This window comes from Pseudomonas sp. GW821-FHT01E10 (genome assembly GCF_059422365.1).
The window spans coordinates 88,208-101,982 of the sequence record NZ_JBWKWT010000002.1 but is presented as its reverse complement, the minus strand read 5'-3'; the positions used below and the strand labels follow the sequence as shown (position 1 = coordinate 101,982).

The 13,775-nt window shown below is 63.1% G+C and carries 13 protein-coding genes; 4 read left to right on the top strand and 9 right to left on the bottom strand.

Annotation, left to right across the window (positions count from 1 at the left end; genetic code table 11):
• Positions 1-55 precede the first annotated feature (55 nt).
• The 9 genes from AC07V0_RS04250 to cbiE form a co-directional block, all read right to left on the bottom strand.
• Positions 56-1,435 carry a PepSY-associated TM helix domain-containing protein gene (locus AC07V0_RS04250; protein ID WP_495019419.1) on the bottom strand — a complete coding sequence of 460 codons (1,380 nt, stop codon included), beginning with the start codon at positions 1,433-1,435 and terminating at the stop codon, positions 56-58.
• A 153-nt stretch (positions 1,436-1,588) separates the two neighbouring features.
• A complete protein-coding gene (locus tag AC07V0_RS04245) occupies positions 1,589-3,706 on the bottom strand; it encodes a TonB-dependent copper receptor (RefSeq protein ID WP_495019418.1) in 2,118 nt (705 codons plus the stop codon).
• 225 nt (positions 3,707-3,931) lie between these two features.
• Positions 3,932-4,399 (bottom strand): DUF2946 domain-containing protein, encoded by a 468-nt coding sequence (locus AC07V0_RS04240; protein ID WP_495019417.1) that lies wholly within the window; start codon positions 4,397-4,399, stop codon positions 3,932-3,934.
• A 21-nt stretch (positions 4,400-4,420) separates the two neighbouring features.
• Positions 4,421-4,900 (bottom strand): copper chaperone PCu(A)C, encoded by a 480-nt coding sequence (locus AC07V0_RS04235; RefSeq protein ID WP_018928438.1) that lies wholly within the window; start codon positions 4,898-4,900, stop codon positions 4,421-4,423.
• Between the two features lie 48 nt (positions 4,901-4,948).
• Positions 4,949-5,347, bottom strand: coding sequence for a DUF2946 domain-containing protein (locus AC07V0_RS04230; RefSeq protein ID WP_019582256.1), 399 nt, complete (start codon positions 5,345-5,347; stop codon positions 4,949-4,951).
• Between the two features lie 48 nt (positions 5,348-5,395).
• Positions 5,396-5,707: a hypothetical protein gene (locus tag AC07V0_RS04225; RefSeq protein WP_018928436.1), complete on the bottom strand. Its 312-nt coding sequence runs from the start codon at positions 5,705-5,707 to the stop codon at positions 5,396-5,398.
• Between the two features lie 253 nt (positions 5,708-5,960).
• Complete coding sequence (locus AC07V0_RS04220; RefSeq protein WP_495019416.1) at positions 5,961-6,683, bottom strand: cobalt-precorrin-6A reductase; 723 nt, start codon at positions 6,681-6,683, stop codon at positions 5,961-5,963.
• Entirely contained in the window at positions 6,680-7,777 is a 1,098-nt protein-coding gene (locus tag AC07V0_RS04215; protein ID WP_111455273.1) for a cobalt-precorrin-5B (C(1))-methyltransferase, read from the bottom strand. Before AC07V0_RS04215 ends, AC07V0_RS04220 begins: the two co-directional genes overlap by 4 nt.
• Positions 7,770-8,981 carry a precorrin-6y C5,15-methyltransferase (decarboxylating) subunit CbiE gene (gene cbiE, locus AC07V0_RS04210; protein ID WP_086944048.1) on the bottom strand — a complete coding sequence of 404 codons (1,212 nt, stop codon included), beginning with the start codon at positions 8,979-8,981 and terminating at the stop codon, positions 7,770-7,772. Before cbiE ends, AC07V0_RS04215 begins: the two co-directional genes overlap by 8 nt.
• Positions 8,982-9,124: 143 nt before the next feature.
• On the opposite strand from cbiE, the gene cobG reads away from it, so the two are divergent.
• From cobG to cobJ, 4 genes are read left to right on the top strand one after another with little or no spacing between them, the layout of a single operon-like run.
• On the top strand, positions 9,125-10,426 hold the full coding sequence (gene cobG, locus AC07V0_RS04205) for a precorrin-3B synthase (RefSeq protein WP_495019415.1): 1,302 nt from the start codon (positions 9,125-9,127) through the stop codon (positions 10,424-10,426).
• Complete coding sequence (locus tag AC07V0_RS04200) at positions 10,419-11,045, top strand: precorrin-8X methylmutase (RefSeq protein WP_007937188.1); 627 nt, start codon at positions 10,419-10,421, stop codon at positions 11,043-11,045. Before cobG ends, AC07V0_RS04200 begins: the two co-directional genes overlap by 8 nt.
• On the top strand, positions 11,045-11,776 hold the full coding sequence (locus AC07V0_RS04195) for a precorrin-2 C(20)-methyltransferase (RefSeq protein WP_018928431.1): 732 nt from the start codon (positions 11,045-11,047) through the stop codon (positions 11,774-11,776). The genes AC07V0_RS04200 and AC07V0_RS04195 overlap by 1 nt, the downstream gene beginning before the upstream one ends.
• Positions 11,776-13,476, top strand: coding sequence for a precorrin-3B C(17)-methyltransferase (gene cobJ, locus AC07V0_RS04190; protein ID WP_495019414.1), 1,701 nt, complete (start codon positions 11,776-11,778; stop codon positions 13,474-13,476). Before AC07V0_RS04195 ends, cobJ begins: the two co-directional genes overlap by 1 nt.
• The last annotated feature ends 299 nt before the right edge of the window (positions 13,477-13,775 follow it).

The window sequence follows — 13,775 nt, the reverse complement described above, 5'->3', positions numbered from 1 at the left end:
ATTCAATGCTGGCCCGCATTGTATTGGCTTTACGCGTACGCGTATCTCGCCTGTTTCATGATGAAGGTGAGGTGGATTCAATTTGCCGGCCCAGGCGCGACAGCAGCCCCCAATCCAATAGCCACACGACAACCAGCGAAGCCCCCACCAACGGAAACATCACCGCCAGGGCGAACATGATGACCATTGCGGTTTTCCATTTCGGCAGGTCGTGACGCAAGGGTGGCACACCGAACTTGCCCTGTGGCCGACGCTTCCACCAGATCACCACGCCGCTGACGGCGCTGAGCAAAATCATCAGGCAGATCAGCAGCACGATGATCTGATTGAACGGGCCGAACATCTTGCCTTCGTGCAGCATCACGCCGACCTCCGTGGCGCGGGCGACGTTGCTGTAATGCTGCCAGCGCACGTCGGCGAGGACGTCGCCGGTGTACTGGTCAACGTGCAGGGTGGCATCGTTGCGCGGGTCGTCGGCGAACACCGCGATGGTGAACACACCGGTCGCGGTGGTCGGGAAGGTGATGCTGTAGCCGGGCTCGACCTTGCGCTGCACGGCGATGTTTTGCACGTCTTGCAGGCTGATGGTCGGTGCCGCCGGGCCGGCCTGGGTACTGGCGTGAGCCATGTGTTCGGCATGGTCGCCGGACATCGGCATCGGCGTGTTTTCCATGGCCCATGGCACGGTCTGGCGTGTGGCGCTGTTGAGGCTGCGGGCCTCGACGTCGGACTTGGGCACGTTATTCCACATGGCGACCGGAAAGCGGTTCCAGAGGTCGGCGTATTGCTTGCCCCAGAAGCCGGTCCAGGTCATGCCGCTGAGTAGCATCACCAGCAAAAGCGCCGCCCCCCATAAGCCAGTCACTGCGTGCAGATCACGCCACAGCACGCGGCCGCGACTGTTCAAACGGGGCCAGAGAATGCCGGCGCGCTGGCCACGCGGCCACCACAAAAATACCCCGGAGACCACCAACACCACACCCCAACCGGCGGCCAGCTCCACCAGCCGATCACCGACGGTGCCGATCATCAACTCGCCGTGAATCGAGCGTGCGAGCGCCTGCAGATTGTTCTTCGCATCCTGCTCGCCGAGGATGTCGCCGTGGTACGGATCGATGAACACGTTCAGTTCATGACCTTCATTGATCACCACGAATTGCGCGCTGCGTTCAGCGTTGACCGGCGGCAGGTATTGTTTGATCCGGGCCTGTGGATACGCCTCTTTCACCCGTTTGAGCAGGTCGTCGGCGGCCACGGTGTGATGACCGGCCGGGATGTTCATCAGGCTGCCGTACATCAATGGATCGAGTTGCGGTTTGAACAGGTAGACGATGCCGGTCAGGGCCAGCATCACCATGAACGGCGCGACGAACAGGCCGGCATAGAAATGCCAACGCCAGGCCAGGTTGTAGAAATTCGGTTTGGGCTGTTTCACTTCGAGTGCTCCGCTAGGCTTGGATCTTTTGTCATTGTCTGGTGACTGCTGCGCAGTCGTTCGCGGGCAAGCCTCGCTCCTACAGGTTCAGGTTGTTCGCAATAACCACATCCGACACAAACCCTGTAGGAGCGAGGCTTGCCCGCGATGCTCTTAGAAGCTCATGTCGACCTTGGTCCAGAGCGTGCGCCCCGGTTCGTTGATGGCTTGCGGATCATTGGCCGGGAAGCCGAAACCGGCGTTACCGGCCAGGTTCAGGTGTTCGGCGTAGGCCTTGCCGAACAAGTTGTCGACGCCGCTGCTGACCTTCCAGTTCTTGTTGATCCGGTACGCGCCGTTGAGCGAGAACACGCCGAACCCCGAGCTTTTGTCGAAGTCTTTGCCGACCACGTTGCCCTTGTTCCGGTCGATGCGGTTTTGCGCCGCGACCACCCGCCACAAGGCGCCGGCGCTCCAGTTGTCTTCGCTGTAGGTCAGGCCGAAACGTGCATCCAGCGGTGGCATTTGCGGCAGGGCAGTGCCGTCGCTGCTGTTCTTGCCCCAGGCATAGGCCAGGGTCGCATCGGCTTTCCAGTTGGCCGTCAGTTTGTAGGCTGCACCGAGTTCGCCGCCCATGATTCGCGCGTCGATGTTCTCGGCTTGCGAGGTCATGCCCATCATTCCCGGCGTGTAGTTGAGCAGGATGTAGTCACGCACCTGCCCGACATATCCCGAGGCCCAGGCTTCGAGGTCGGCGGTCTTGTATTGCAGGCCGAAGTCGAGCTGGGTGGTTTTCTCCGGCTTGATCGCGTCGAACGCATTCACCGAACCGGCAGGGCCGGACTTGGGTGAAAACAGCTCCCAGTAATCCGGGAAACGCTGGGCATGGCCGAGGCCCGCATACAGCGTGGTCGGGCTGTCGGCCAGGTCATGCTCGTAACGCACGAAACCGCTGGGCAGGGTGTCGGCGCGGGTGTCGTCGGCGGTCGGGTTGGGGCGGGCCATCATCCCGGAGCCGATGGTCTGCCGATAATCCTTGGCCGAAGCACGGTCCAGTCGTGCGCCGGTGATCAGCCGATCACGGTCGGCGGCGTACCAGGTCAGTTCGCTGAACACGCCGTAGTTGTGGAAGTCGGCGTCCTTGTTGCGCGGCACATCCTTGTAGGCGTCGACGCCCATGGCGCTGCGTTGGCGGTGTTCGTTGGTCTGCGCATCCAGGCCACTGATCAATTGCACATCGGCCCAGCGCCAGGTGGCTTTGATCCGCGCGCCGAGAGTCCGGCGGTCGACGTTGGAAGCCATCGGGCCGGCCATCATCCCGGTGCCGGACGGCGTGCGCAGGGTGTAGTTGTCCATCACGTGGTCGGCGTAGTTGTAGTAGACCTGCGCCTCGACCTTATCCAGCACTTCACCGATGTTCGACTGCTCGAAGCGCAGGCCCAGGCTTTCGCGCAAGAACTGCGAACCGTCCATGCCACGCCCGGCGTAACGGGCTTCGCCGTCGCCCTTGCCGGCAGTCAATTCCAGCAGGGTGTCGGCGTTCGGCGTCCAGCCCAGCGCTATATCACCGTTCCATTTGTCGTAGCGCGAGGGCACGGTGTCGTTGTTGCCGTCCTTGTAGTCATCGGAGTGCGCGGTGTTGCCGATCACGCGCACGTAACCCAGCGGCCCGCCAGCGGCGGCGTCCACCACTTTGTCGAAGCGGCCGTTGGAGCCGGCCAATACGCTGGCATTCACCCGGGTGCCGAGTTCGCCGAAGCTTTCCGGCTCCCGGTCGAACAGGATGGTGCCGGCCGATGCGCCGGGGCCCCAGAGCACGGTTTGCGGGCCTTTGATCACGGTGAGTTTGTCGTAGGTTTCCGGTGAGATGTACGAGGTCGGCGCGTCCATCCGGCCGGGGCAGGCGCCGAGCATCATGCTGCCGTTGGTGAGGATATTCAGGCGCGAGCCGAACATGCCGCGCAGCACCGGGTCGCCGTTGGTGCCGCCGTTGCGCACCAGCGCGAAGCCGGGGATGGTCTTCAGATAATCACCACCGTCGCTGGCCGGCACCGGTTGGCGCGGCTCCTTGGGGTTGGTGACGACGGTCAGCGGCGAGCTCGGCGCGATGGCGGTGATCACCGTCGGGCTCAGTTCTTCGGTGTGGCCGGCGTGTTCATCGGCCAGCACCATTGGCGTCAGCAACAAGCCGCAAAGAGCGGCGGTGGCGTGCCTGAAGCGAACGCGGGATGGATTCAGGGCAAAAAAAGCCTGGGCAGCGCCCAAACGTGTGTCAGCAGAAAACCTGGACATGAAAATTTCCATCGAACAGTCGTAAACGACACGGCCGGCAGCCGACGCAAATTCCTGTAGGAGCGAGCTTTTGTGGCGAGGGAGCTTGCTCCCGCTGGGCTGCGCAGCGGCCCCTTTTGTGAGTGCTGCGCACTCAGGCGGGAGCAAGCTCCCTCGCCACAAAAAAATCGCCCCCACAGGTTGCTTGGGTTGACTTGCGGACCGTGTGGGATCGGAGGTGGGTGTTTACGCGACGATGGGCGGGGCGCGGGTGCGGGCGCCGGGGAAGAAGGTTTGCCGGGCGTGGCCCAGGCGGGTGGCGGGTATGGTGAAGGTGGTGGCGGACGGGGTGTCGAACGCGGTGAATGAAGTGCCACCGGTGAGTGCCGGGCAATTGAACAGCAGGCTGCAATAGCCGCATTTTTCCCACAGCGCGTGATGCTCGGCTGTCGGCCGGCAGTGTTCGGCAGCCGGTTGTGCGTCGTGGTCGGCGTGCTCCATCGCCGACATGTCCGAGCCCATGTCCATCGACATGTTCATGGACATGCCTATCGCCATGCTCGAAGCAGCCGCGCGCGAATCCATCGGCATCGACTGAGAAATCAGCGGGCCGATAAAGATCATCAGCATGGCGAACAGGCTGATCCAGCTGCCGCGGGTCAGGCTCATTGACTGACGGCGGCGCACGGATGGCCTGGCGCTATGCAGGCGCATAGGCGTTTTCAACGGGGGCGATTACTGGGCGTGCATGTGCGCTTGCATGCTGTCCGGCGCCTTTTTCTGCACCGAGACCTCGACCGTTACATCACCGGACTTCTCAAAGTGCAGGGTCAGCGGAAAGTGCTTGCCGTCGCTCAACAGGCTGCGGTCTCTGAGCTCCAGCAGCATCACGTGGTACGCCATCGGCGCGAAGGTGACTTCGCCGCCAGCCGGGATTTCGACGTCGGGCACTTGCTGCATTTTCATCAGATCGTTTTGCATCACATGTTCGTGCAATTCGGCCTTGCCGGATATCGGCGAGCCGACGCTGAGCAGCCGATCAGCGGTTTTGCCGCTGTTGTGAATCACGAAATACGCCGCGACGGTGGGCGCGTTGGGCGGCAACTCCTGCGACCACGGATGGGCGATCTCAAGTTCGCCAACCTTGTATTCGTGGGCATTGGCAAAACAGGCAGGCAGCAGCAACACAGCCAGGACGATGAGTTTGTTCAACATGGCAGTTCTCCAGAACGATTCAAAACGCAGGTCAATTGCGAGAAGGAATCACACCAGAGGGGACGCGCGGGGGTTGAGACTCGGCCATTGCTGGCGCGGTGTCGGTGTGTCGAGCGTGGCCGGCGGCACGCTTCGATTGGCCTCGAATCGCGCGTAATACAACTGCGGCGTATGCCCCGGCAACGCCACCAACGGCGCGGAGCCCGAGCAACACCAGCAATGCTGCATGTTGGAATGATCGTCGTTCTGCGGGGCTTTCTGCTCGATGTCGCCCAGGGAAATCGCCACCAGCTTCGTGCCGCTGGAAGAGCAGAAACTGCCCCACAGCAACTGTTCGGCCGGCGATTTCGCCGTTTGCGCCATCGCTCCGGACATCGGCATGGCGAGCATGTTGAACAGCACTGCAAAGCAGGCGATCCAGGCAAATGCGAGCCGTTGTCGGGACATGGGACAGATCCGTTTGAGTGGGCGATCAGGCGCGGCTATTTAGCCTGATCAGGGGCGATAAGTAAAAAGACCGCGTGCGGTGTGGTGTCGCAGCGAGTCAGTCAGCATATCGAGCAGCCGGCGTGCAAGCTCAGCCTCGCCGTTTTGAAAGAGTGTAGCGACTTCGACTCTTAATGCCTGAGCGAATTGAGGGTCACTTTGGATTCTTGCCCGGATTGTGTGTTTGACATCTCTGAGCGCTACACGATTGAAGCTTCCATCGCCCGGGTCTTCCTCTTCGCAGGCCTTGATGTAGTGCCACATATCGGCAGACGTCAGGAGAAACTCAGTGATATCGAAGCGAGTGAATTTTTCAGTCATCCGCCATTTCCCGTTACATGGGTGGGGCTTGAAATATGGGGGTTGGGTTGTGAGCCCACAAGTCAGTCGATTTGGATGATGTTGTGCGTTAGGTCCGATGGATATGTAGGGGATTGCGCATTTTATGTAGCAGCTGCCGAAGGCTGCGTTCGGCTGCGTAGCGGTCGTGATCCCATGCGCCGCAGTCAACCTGGCAGACCGTGGTGTTTGATTTTACGACTGCTGCGCAGCCGAACGCAGGCTTCGCCAGCTGCTACCAGTTTTGTGTGAGGGCCGTTAAAACCTCAGTCACCGCCCCAAACTCCCGCTCAACCCCCGGCAACACCGGCCGCTTCAACACCAGCACCGGCACTCCACGTTCCCGCGCCACTTCCAGCTTCGGCTCGGTGGCGGTGCTGCCACTGTTCTTGCTGATCAGCACATCGATCTGCCGCCGCTCGAACAGCGCGCGTTCATCCTCGATCAGAAACGGCCCACGGGCGCCGATCACTTCGCAGCGCGCGTTGCCCGGATAAACGTCCAGTGCACGCAACGTCCAGAATTGCTCCGACGGGATTTCGTGCAGGTGCTGCAATGGCTCGCGACCGAGGGTGAACAGCGGTCGGCGAAAGGGTTTCAGCGCTTCGATCAGCTCGCCCCAGTCGCTGACTTCGCGCCAGTCATCTGCGGCTTGTGGCTGCCAGGCCGGACGGCGCAAGGCCCAACAGGCAATGCCGCTCAACTTCGCGGCGGTGGCGGCGTTGTGGCTGATGCGGGCCGCGTAGGGGTGGGTCGCATCCAGCAGCAGGTCAATGCCTTCGTCACGAATGAACTGCGCCAGACCTTCGGCGCCGCCATAGCCGCCAACGCGGACCTGACAGTTCAGATCCGTCGGCACACGACCGACGCCAGCCAGGCTGTAGATTTGCTCCGGCCCCAGGGTTCGGGCGATGGCCAATGCCTCAGTGACACCGCCGAGCAACAACACGCGCTTCATTGAAAAACTCCCGCATGGCCGACAATCCCGCCCTGGCGATCGATGGCGAACACTTCGACCTGAACCTGCGCCGGCACCACGCTGCGGGCAAAGTCGAGGGCGTGCTGGCACACTGCGTCGCCAAGGGCGATCCCGGCGGCGCTGGCCATGGCCAAGGCTTGCTGACTGGTATTGGCGTCGCGGATCGCCTGTTGCAACGCCGCATCGGCACCGACCGCCGCGGCCCATTCGGCCAGTTGCGGCAGGTCGATGCTTGAATGCCGACTGTGCAAATCCATGTGCCCGGCCGCCAGTTTGCTGATCTTGCCGAAGCCGCCGCACAGGCTGAGTTTTTCCACAGGTACTTTACGCAAGTGCTTGAGCACCGCGCCGACGAAGTCGCCCATTTCGATCAGGGCGATTTCCGGCAAGTCGTAGACCCGGCGCATGGTGTCTTCGCTGGCGTTGCCAGTGCACGCGGCGATGTGCAGGTAACCGTTGGTTTTGGCGACGTCGATGCCCTGGTGGATCGAGGCAATGTAGGCGGCGCAGGAGAATGGCCGGACGATGCCGCTGGTGCCGAGGATCGACAAGCCGCCGAGAATGCCCAGCCGCGGGTTCATGGTCTTCAGCGCCAGGGCTTCGCCGTCCTCGACGTTTACCGTGACCTCGAAGCCGCCCTGGTAATTCAGTTCCTCGGCCAGCAACGTCAGGTGATCAGTGATCATCTTGCGCGGCACCGGGTTGATCGCCGGTTCGCCGACGTTCAGCACCAGCCCGGGCCGGGTGACGGTGCCGACGCCACGGCCGGCGCTGAAGCGGATACCCGGTTCGCTGTGCAAGCGCACCTGGGAAAACAGCAGGGCGCCGTGGGTCACGTCGGGGTCGTCGCCGGCGTCCTTGATCGTTCCGGCTTCGGCGCCGTCGTCCGTCAGTCGACAGAATTCCAGGCGCATTTGCACCCGTTTGCCTTTGGGCAGAATGATCTCGACGGCGTCCGCTTCCACGCCGCCGAGCAGCAGGCGGGCGGCCGCGAGGCTGGTGGCGGTGGCGCAGCTGCCGGTGGTCAGGCCGCTGCGCAGCGGGGCGGGTTGTTCGGCGGTTTCGTCACGCATCGAGGGGTTTCGTCACGTCCAGCAAGGTAATCGGCAGCGCCTGACGCCAGGTATCGAACTCGCCCAACGGTTGCGCCTGGGCGACGTGAATGCGGGTCAGCTCACCGCCATGCCGTTCACGCCAGGCCATCAAGGTCACTTCGCTTTGCAGTGTCACAGCGTTGGCGATCAACCGGCCGCCGGGTTTGAGTTGCGCCCAGCAAGTATCGAGCACGCCCTCACGAGTGACGCCACCGCCGATGAAAATCGCGTCCGGGCGTTCGAGTCCGCTCAGGGCTTGCGGCGCACTGCCGCGAATCAATTGCAGGCCGGGAACGCCCAGGGCATCGCGGTTGTGTTCAATCAACGCTTGCCGTCCCTCATCCGCTTCGATGGCCAGCGCCCGGCAACTCGGGTGAGCGCGCATCCATTCGATGCCGATCGAGCCGCTGCCGGCGCCGACGTCCCACAGCAGTTCGCCGGGGATCGGGGCGAGGCGAGAAAGGGTGATGGCGCGCACGTCGCGTTTAGTCAGTTGGCCGTCGTGCTGGAAGGCCGAATCCGGCAGGCCGGCCAGGCGCGACAGGCGCGGTGTGTTGGGTTCAGCGATGCATTCGATGGCGATCAGGTTCAGATCGGCGATCGCCGGGTCGCTCCAGTCGTTGGCAGCGCCCTCGATGCGCCGTTCGGCTTCGCCGCCCAGATGTTCCAGCACGGTCAGGCGACTCGGCCCGAAACCGCGCTCACGCAGCAGCGCCGCAATAGCCGCTGGACTCTGGCCGTCGTTGCTCAGCACCAGCAAACGCACACCACTGAACAAATGAGCGTTGAGCGCGGCGACGGGACGGGCGACCACCGACAGCGTCACCACATCCTGCAACGGCCAGCCCAGGCGAGCGGCCGCCAGTGACACGGAGGATGGGGCGGGCAGGATCAGCATTTCTGCGCCGGGCAGTTGCCGCACCAGGCTGGCACCGACGCCAAAGAACATCGGGTCGCCGCTGGCCAGCACGCAAACCGGCTCGCCCCGCAGCGCCAATAGGGGTTCAAGGGAGAATGGACTGGGCCAGAGCTGGCGCTCGCCGCGAATGCACACGGGCAACAAATCCAGTTGCCGTTGGCCGCCGAATATCCGCGAAGCGCCCAGCAGGGCGCGACGGGCGTTCTTGCCCAGCCCCTTGAAGCCGTCTTCACCGATACCTACTACTGTCAGCCAGGGCGACATCTGCAGTCCTCAAAAAATGCCTCAAACGGGGTGTTCCGACGGGCAGGCTTTTCATGCCGTCGGACAAAGCAGGCATAATACCGCGCCTTCGCCCGCGAAGCGCCTTTCCCACACAGCCGGTCGCCCCTTTGAACGAACGCCCGATGTCTACCGCCTTACGCCCCTCGGCCTGCCCGGGGTTGCTGCGTATCGTCCCGGCGCTGGATGGCGGCATCTGCCGGATCAAATTGAACGGCGGCTCGATCAGCGCGGCCCAGGCTGAAGCGGTGGCCAGCGCGGCCGAACGGTTTGCCGGGGGCGTGATCGAGGCGACCAACCGGGCCAACCTGCAGATTCGCGGAATTGGCAGTGAGCAGACGGCTTTGATCGACAGCCTGCTCGCCGCAGGGTTGGGGCCGCGTACCGCGGCGGGCGACGATGTGCGCAATCTGATGCTCAGCCCGTCTGCCGGGGTTGACCGGCGCATGCTCTTCGACACGCATGCGCTGGCGGAGCAGATCCTCACGACGCTGCAAAGCCACGAACGTTTCCACGAACTCAGCGCCAAGTTTGCCGTGCAACTCGATGGCGGCGAGGCGTTGGCGATGCTCGAACACCCGCATGATCTGTGGTTGTCTGCTGCTGAGCGAAACGGCGAGCTGTTGCTGGCGTTCGGTCTGGCGGGTTGCCCTACGGACAGGCCCGCAGGCGCGGTGTCACTCGAGCAGGGGCACGCACTGGTGGTAGCGGTGCTGGAGTTGTTTCTCGACCTGGCGCGTCCGGATCAAACACGAATGCGTCATTTGCTGGCCGAGTATCCACTCGCAGAGTTTCTCGCTCGCCTGGCCGAGCGTGTGCCCTTGAAGTCGATTGCCGATTGGCAGCGTTCACTGAACCTGGACACTCTGCACATCGGCGCTCATCCGCAACGTGAAGCCGAACACGTCTATATCGGCGCCGTCCCCCCTTTGGGGCGGCTCGATCCCGTCATGCTCAGGGGCGTGGCGCAACTGGCGTGCGAATTCGGCGACGCGAGTCTGCGTTTCACTCCATGGCAAAGTCTGTTGCTGCCCAACGTTCGAAAAGAGCGGGCGCCTGAAGTGATTAGGCGTCTGGAGCAACTGGGCCTGCTATGTGACGCTGATCAGCCTGTGTCACGGTTGATCGCCTGCACCGGTTCCGCTGGCTGTGGCAAGGGCCTGGCCGATACCAAGAGCGACGCCATGCAATTGGCTGCGCTGTTGCAACGTCACGATCAAGCAGTGCATTTGTCCGGCTGCCAGCGTTCCTGCGCCGCGGCCCATGTGGCACCGATCACGCTGCTGGCTGTCGCCCCCGGTCACTACGACCTCTATCTTCGCGATGCAGGGCAGCCGGTTTTCGGCGCCCTGCACGCACACAACCTTACTATTGAAGCGGTCGCAGCCTTGCTCGACGCCCGCTCACGGAGCCCCCTTGATGCTTGATTACATCCGCGACGGTCAGGAGATCTATCGCAACTCCTTCGCGATCATTCGCGCCGAGGCCAACCTTGCGCGTATTCCGGCCGATCTGGAGAAACTCGCCGTGCGGGTGATCCACGCCTGCGGCATGGTCGAGGCCATCGACGGTCTGCAGTTTTCCGAAGGCGCCGGCAAGGCCGGGCGCGATGCGCTGGCCGCTGGCGCGCCGATTCTGTGCGACGCGCGGATGGTCAGCGAGGGCGTGACCCGCGCGCGTTTGCCGGCCAACAACCCGGTGATCTGCACCCTGCGCGACGACAGCGTGCCGGAGCTTGCCCGTGAGTTGGGCAATACCCGTTCCGCCGCCGCGCTGGAGCTGTGGCGCCCGCATCTGGAAGGCAGCGTGGTGGTGATCGGCAACGCACCGACCGCACTGTTTTATCTGTTGGAAATGCTCGATGCCGGCGCGCCGAAGCCGGCGCTGATCCTCGGCTTCCCGGTGGGCTTCGTCGGCGCCGCCGAATCCAAGGCGATGCTCGCGGCGGACAGCCGTGGTGTGCCTTTCGTCATCATGCAAGGTCGGCTCGGCGGTAGCGCCATGGCCGCCGCCGCCGTCAATGCCCTCGCCACGGAGATCGAATGATGCAGCAACCTGGACGTTTGATTGGCCTGGGCGTCGGCCCCGGTGATCCGGAACTGATTACCGTCAAAGCCTTGCGCCTGCTGCGCGAATCGCCGGTGGTGGCGTACTTCGTCGCCAAGGGCAAGAAGGGCAATGCGTTCGGCATCATCGAAGCGCATCTGCAAGATCCACAAACCCTGCTGCCGCTGGTTTATCCGGTGACCACCGAAGCGCTGCCGGCGCCGTTGTCGTATGAACAAGTGATCAGCGATTTCTACGATACGGCCGCTGAACAACTTGCCGCGCATCTGGACGCCGGCCGTGATGTGGCGGTGATCTGCGAAGGCGATCCGTTCTTCTACGGCTCCTACATGTACCTGCACGATCGACTGGCCGAGCGTTACGAAGCCGAAGTCGTGCCGGGTGTCTGCTCGATGCTCGGCGGTGCCTCGGTACTGGGCGCGCCGCTGGTGTATCGCAATCAGAGCCTGTCGGTGTTGTCCGGCGTGCTGCCCCACGAAGACCTCAAGCGTCGCCTGGCCGATGCCGATGCGGCAGTGATCATGAAACTGGGGCGTAACTTTCCCAAGGTCCGTCAGGTGCTCGAAGAACTCGGTCTGGCAGAGCGTGCGCTGTATGTGGAGCGCGCGACCATGGCCAACCAGAAAATCGTGCCGCTGGATCAGGTCGAGCCGATGTCCTCGCCGTATTTCTCGCTGATCATCGTTCCCGGCGAGCGGTGGCAAGGCTGATGACTCATTCCACGCCCGCAATCGTCATTCTCGGTCAAGGCAGTCTGGCCACTGCCCGCCGCATTCAACAGGTGTATCCGGCTGCGTTGATCCACGGCCTGGCCGGACGGGTCGAGGGTGCCGACCGCACTTATCCCGAATTCGGCGCGACCCTGCGCGAGCTGTATCAGCAGGACACGCCGATCATTGCCCTGTGCGCGGCGGGGATCGTCATTCGCACCCTGGCCGCGCTGTTGCTGGAAAAGGGCGCCGAACCGCCGGTGCTGGCCGTGGCCGAAGACGGCAGCGCGGTGGTGCCCTTGCTCGGTGGCCTCGGTGGAGTGAACGTCATGGCGCGCGAGATCGCTAGCGGGTTGCAGGTCGCTGCGGCGATCACCACCAGCGGCGAACTGCGCTTTGGCACCTGCCTGCTCAATCCGCCAAGCGGTTACGCCCTTGGCGATCTGGAACTGGGCAAGCGTTTTGTCTCTGATTTGCTCGCCGGGCACAGCGTGCGCATCGAAGGCGCGGCGCCGTGGCTGGAGCAGGCGCAGTTGGTGGAAGATCCGCTGGCGCAGCGTTCGATCCATGTCGGCAGCGACGCCCGTGAGGCGAGTGCCAATGAGCTGGTGATTTATCCGCGCAGTGTTGCGGTGGCGATTGGCGCCGCCGCAGATTTGCCGAGCACTGTTCGCGCGGCGTTACAGCAGGCGAACGTCGCGGTGCAGGCGCTGGCCTGCCTGGTAGCGGCTGACACTGAAATGGCCAGCCCGGTGTTGCATGCAGCGGCCGTTGCGCTGGGTGTGCCGCTGCGTTTTGTCGCACCGGCGAGCGACATCGGCGCGTTGGCCCGTAGCGCGGTGCCCGAGGCGACGATCATCGCAACGACAAACAATGTGGCTGTGGCCGTGACCGAACAGCCACTGGACCTCACGCAAGTCGGCCGCCCACGCGGGCGTCTGGCCGTGATCGGCCTCGGCCCGGGCGCCGCCGAACTGATGGTTCCGGCCGTCAAGGCCGAATTGGCCCGGGCCACCGATGTGCTCGGCTACGAAACCTACGTGCGCATGGCCGGTCCCTTCCGCGCGGATCAGGTGCTGCATTGCACCGACAACCGCGAAGAAATGCAGCGTGCCCGTCACGCCTTCGAACTGGCGGCCCGGGGCCGTTCGGTGATCGTGGTGTCCTCAGGCGACCCGGGCGTGTTCGCGATGGCGGCGGCGGTGCTTGAAGCCTTGCACGAGTCGAGTGACCCGGCCTGGCACACTGTCGAGCTGGAGATCCTGCCGGGCGTCTCCGCGTCGCTCGCCACCGCTGCCCAGTCTGGTGCGCCGCTGGGGCATGACTTCTGCGTGATGTCCCTGTCGGACAATCTCAAGCCGTGGTCGATCATCGAAAAGCGTCTGGACCTGGCCGCCGAAGCGGACCTGGCCCTGGCGTTCTATAACCCGATCTCACGTTCACGGCCATGGCAGCTGGGGCGTGCGCTGGAGATCGTCGCGCAGCATCGCAAACCTGAAACGCCGGTGGTGCTGGGGCGGGATATCGGCCGACCGGGACAGACCTTACGCACGACCACCTTGGGGGCGTTGACCCCGGATCAAGTGGACATGCGCACCATGGTGCTCGTCGGCTCTTCCACTACCTGCGCATTCCCTCGCGCGGAGGGCGGCGATTGGGTGTATACGCCACGCTGGTACGGTGAAAAACCGGCGTCCTGATAGCCAGCGGCCCTTCGGGGCCGCGGTCTTTTCCGTCACTTCACAGCACTGGAATCCCAGTGGTCGGGTTGGTTTTTTCCACGTTCGAACGTGTCGTCCTTTTCAGCGGCTGTCATGGGATTTGGCGCGGTTGCCTGTGGTCTTTTTTCTGTCGCTAATGTCTTGTTTTATTTATTCGGAAATATTAAATATTTTGCATTGTTGAGTGTGTGACAGGTTTGTTTGAAGTGGTAGTAGTTTAATGTTTGCTCGTGGTGTGTTAAGTAACTTTTGGTGTCGTTAGAGTGTGTTGTTAAGTT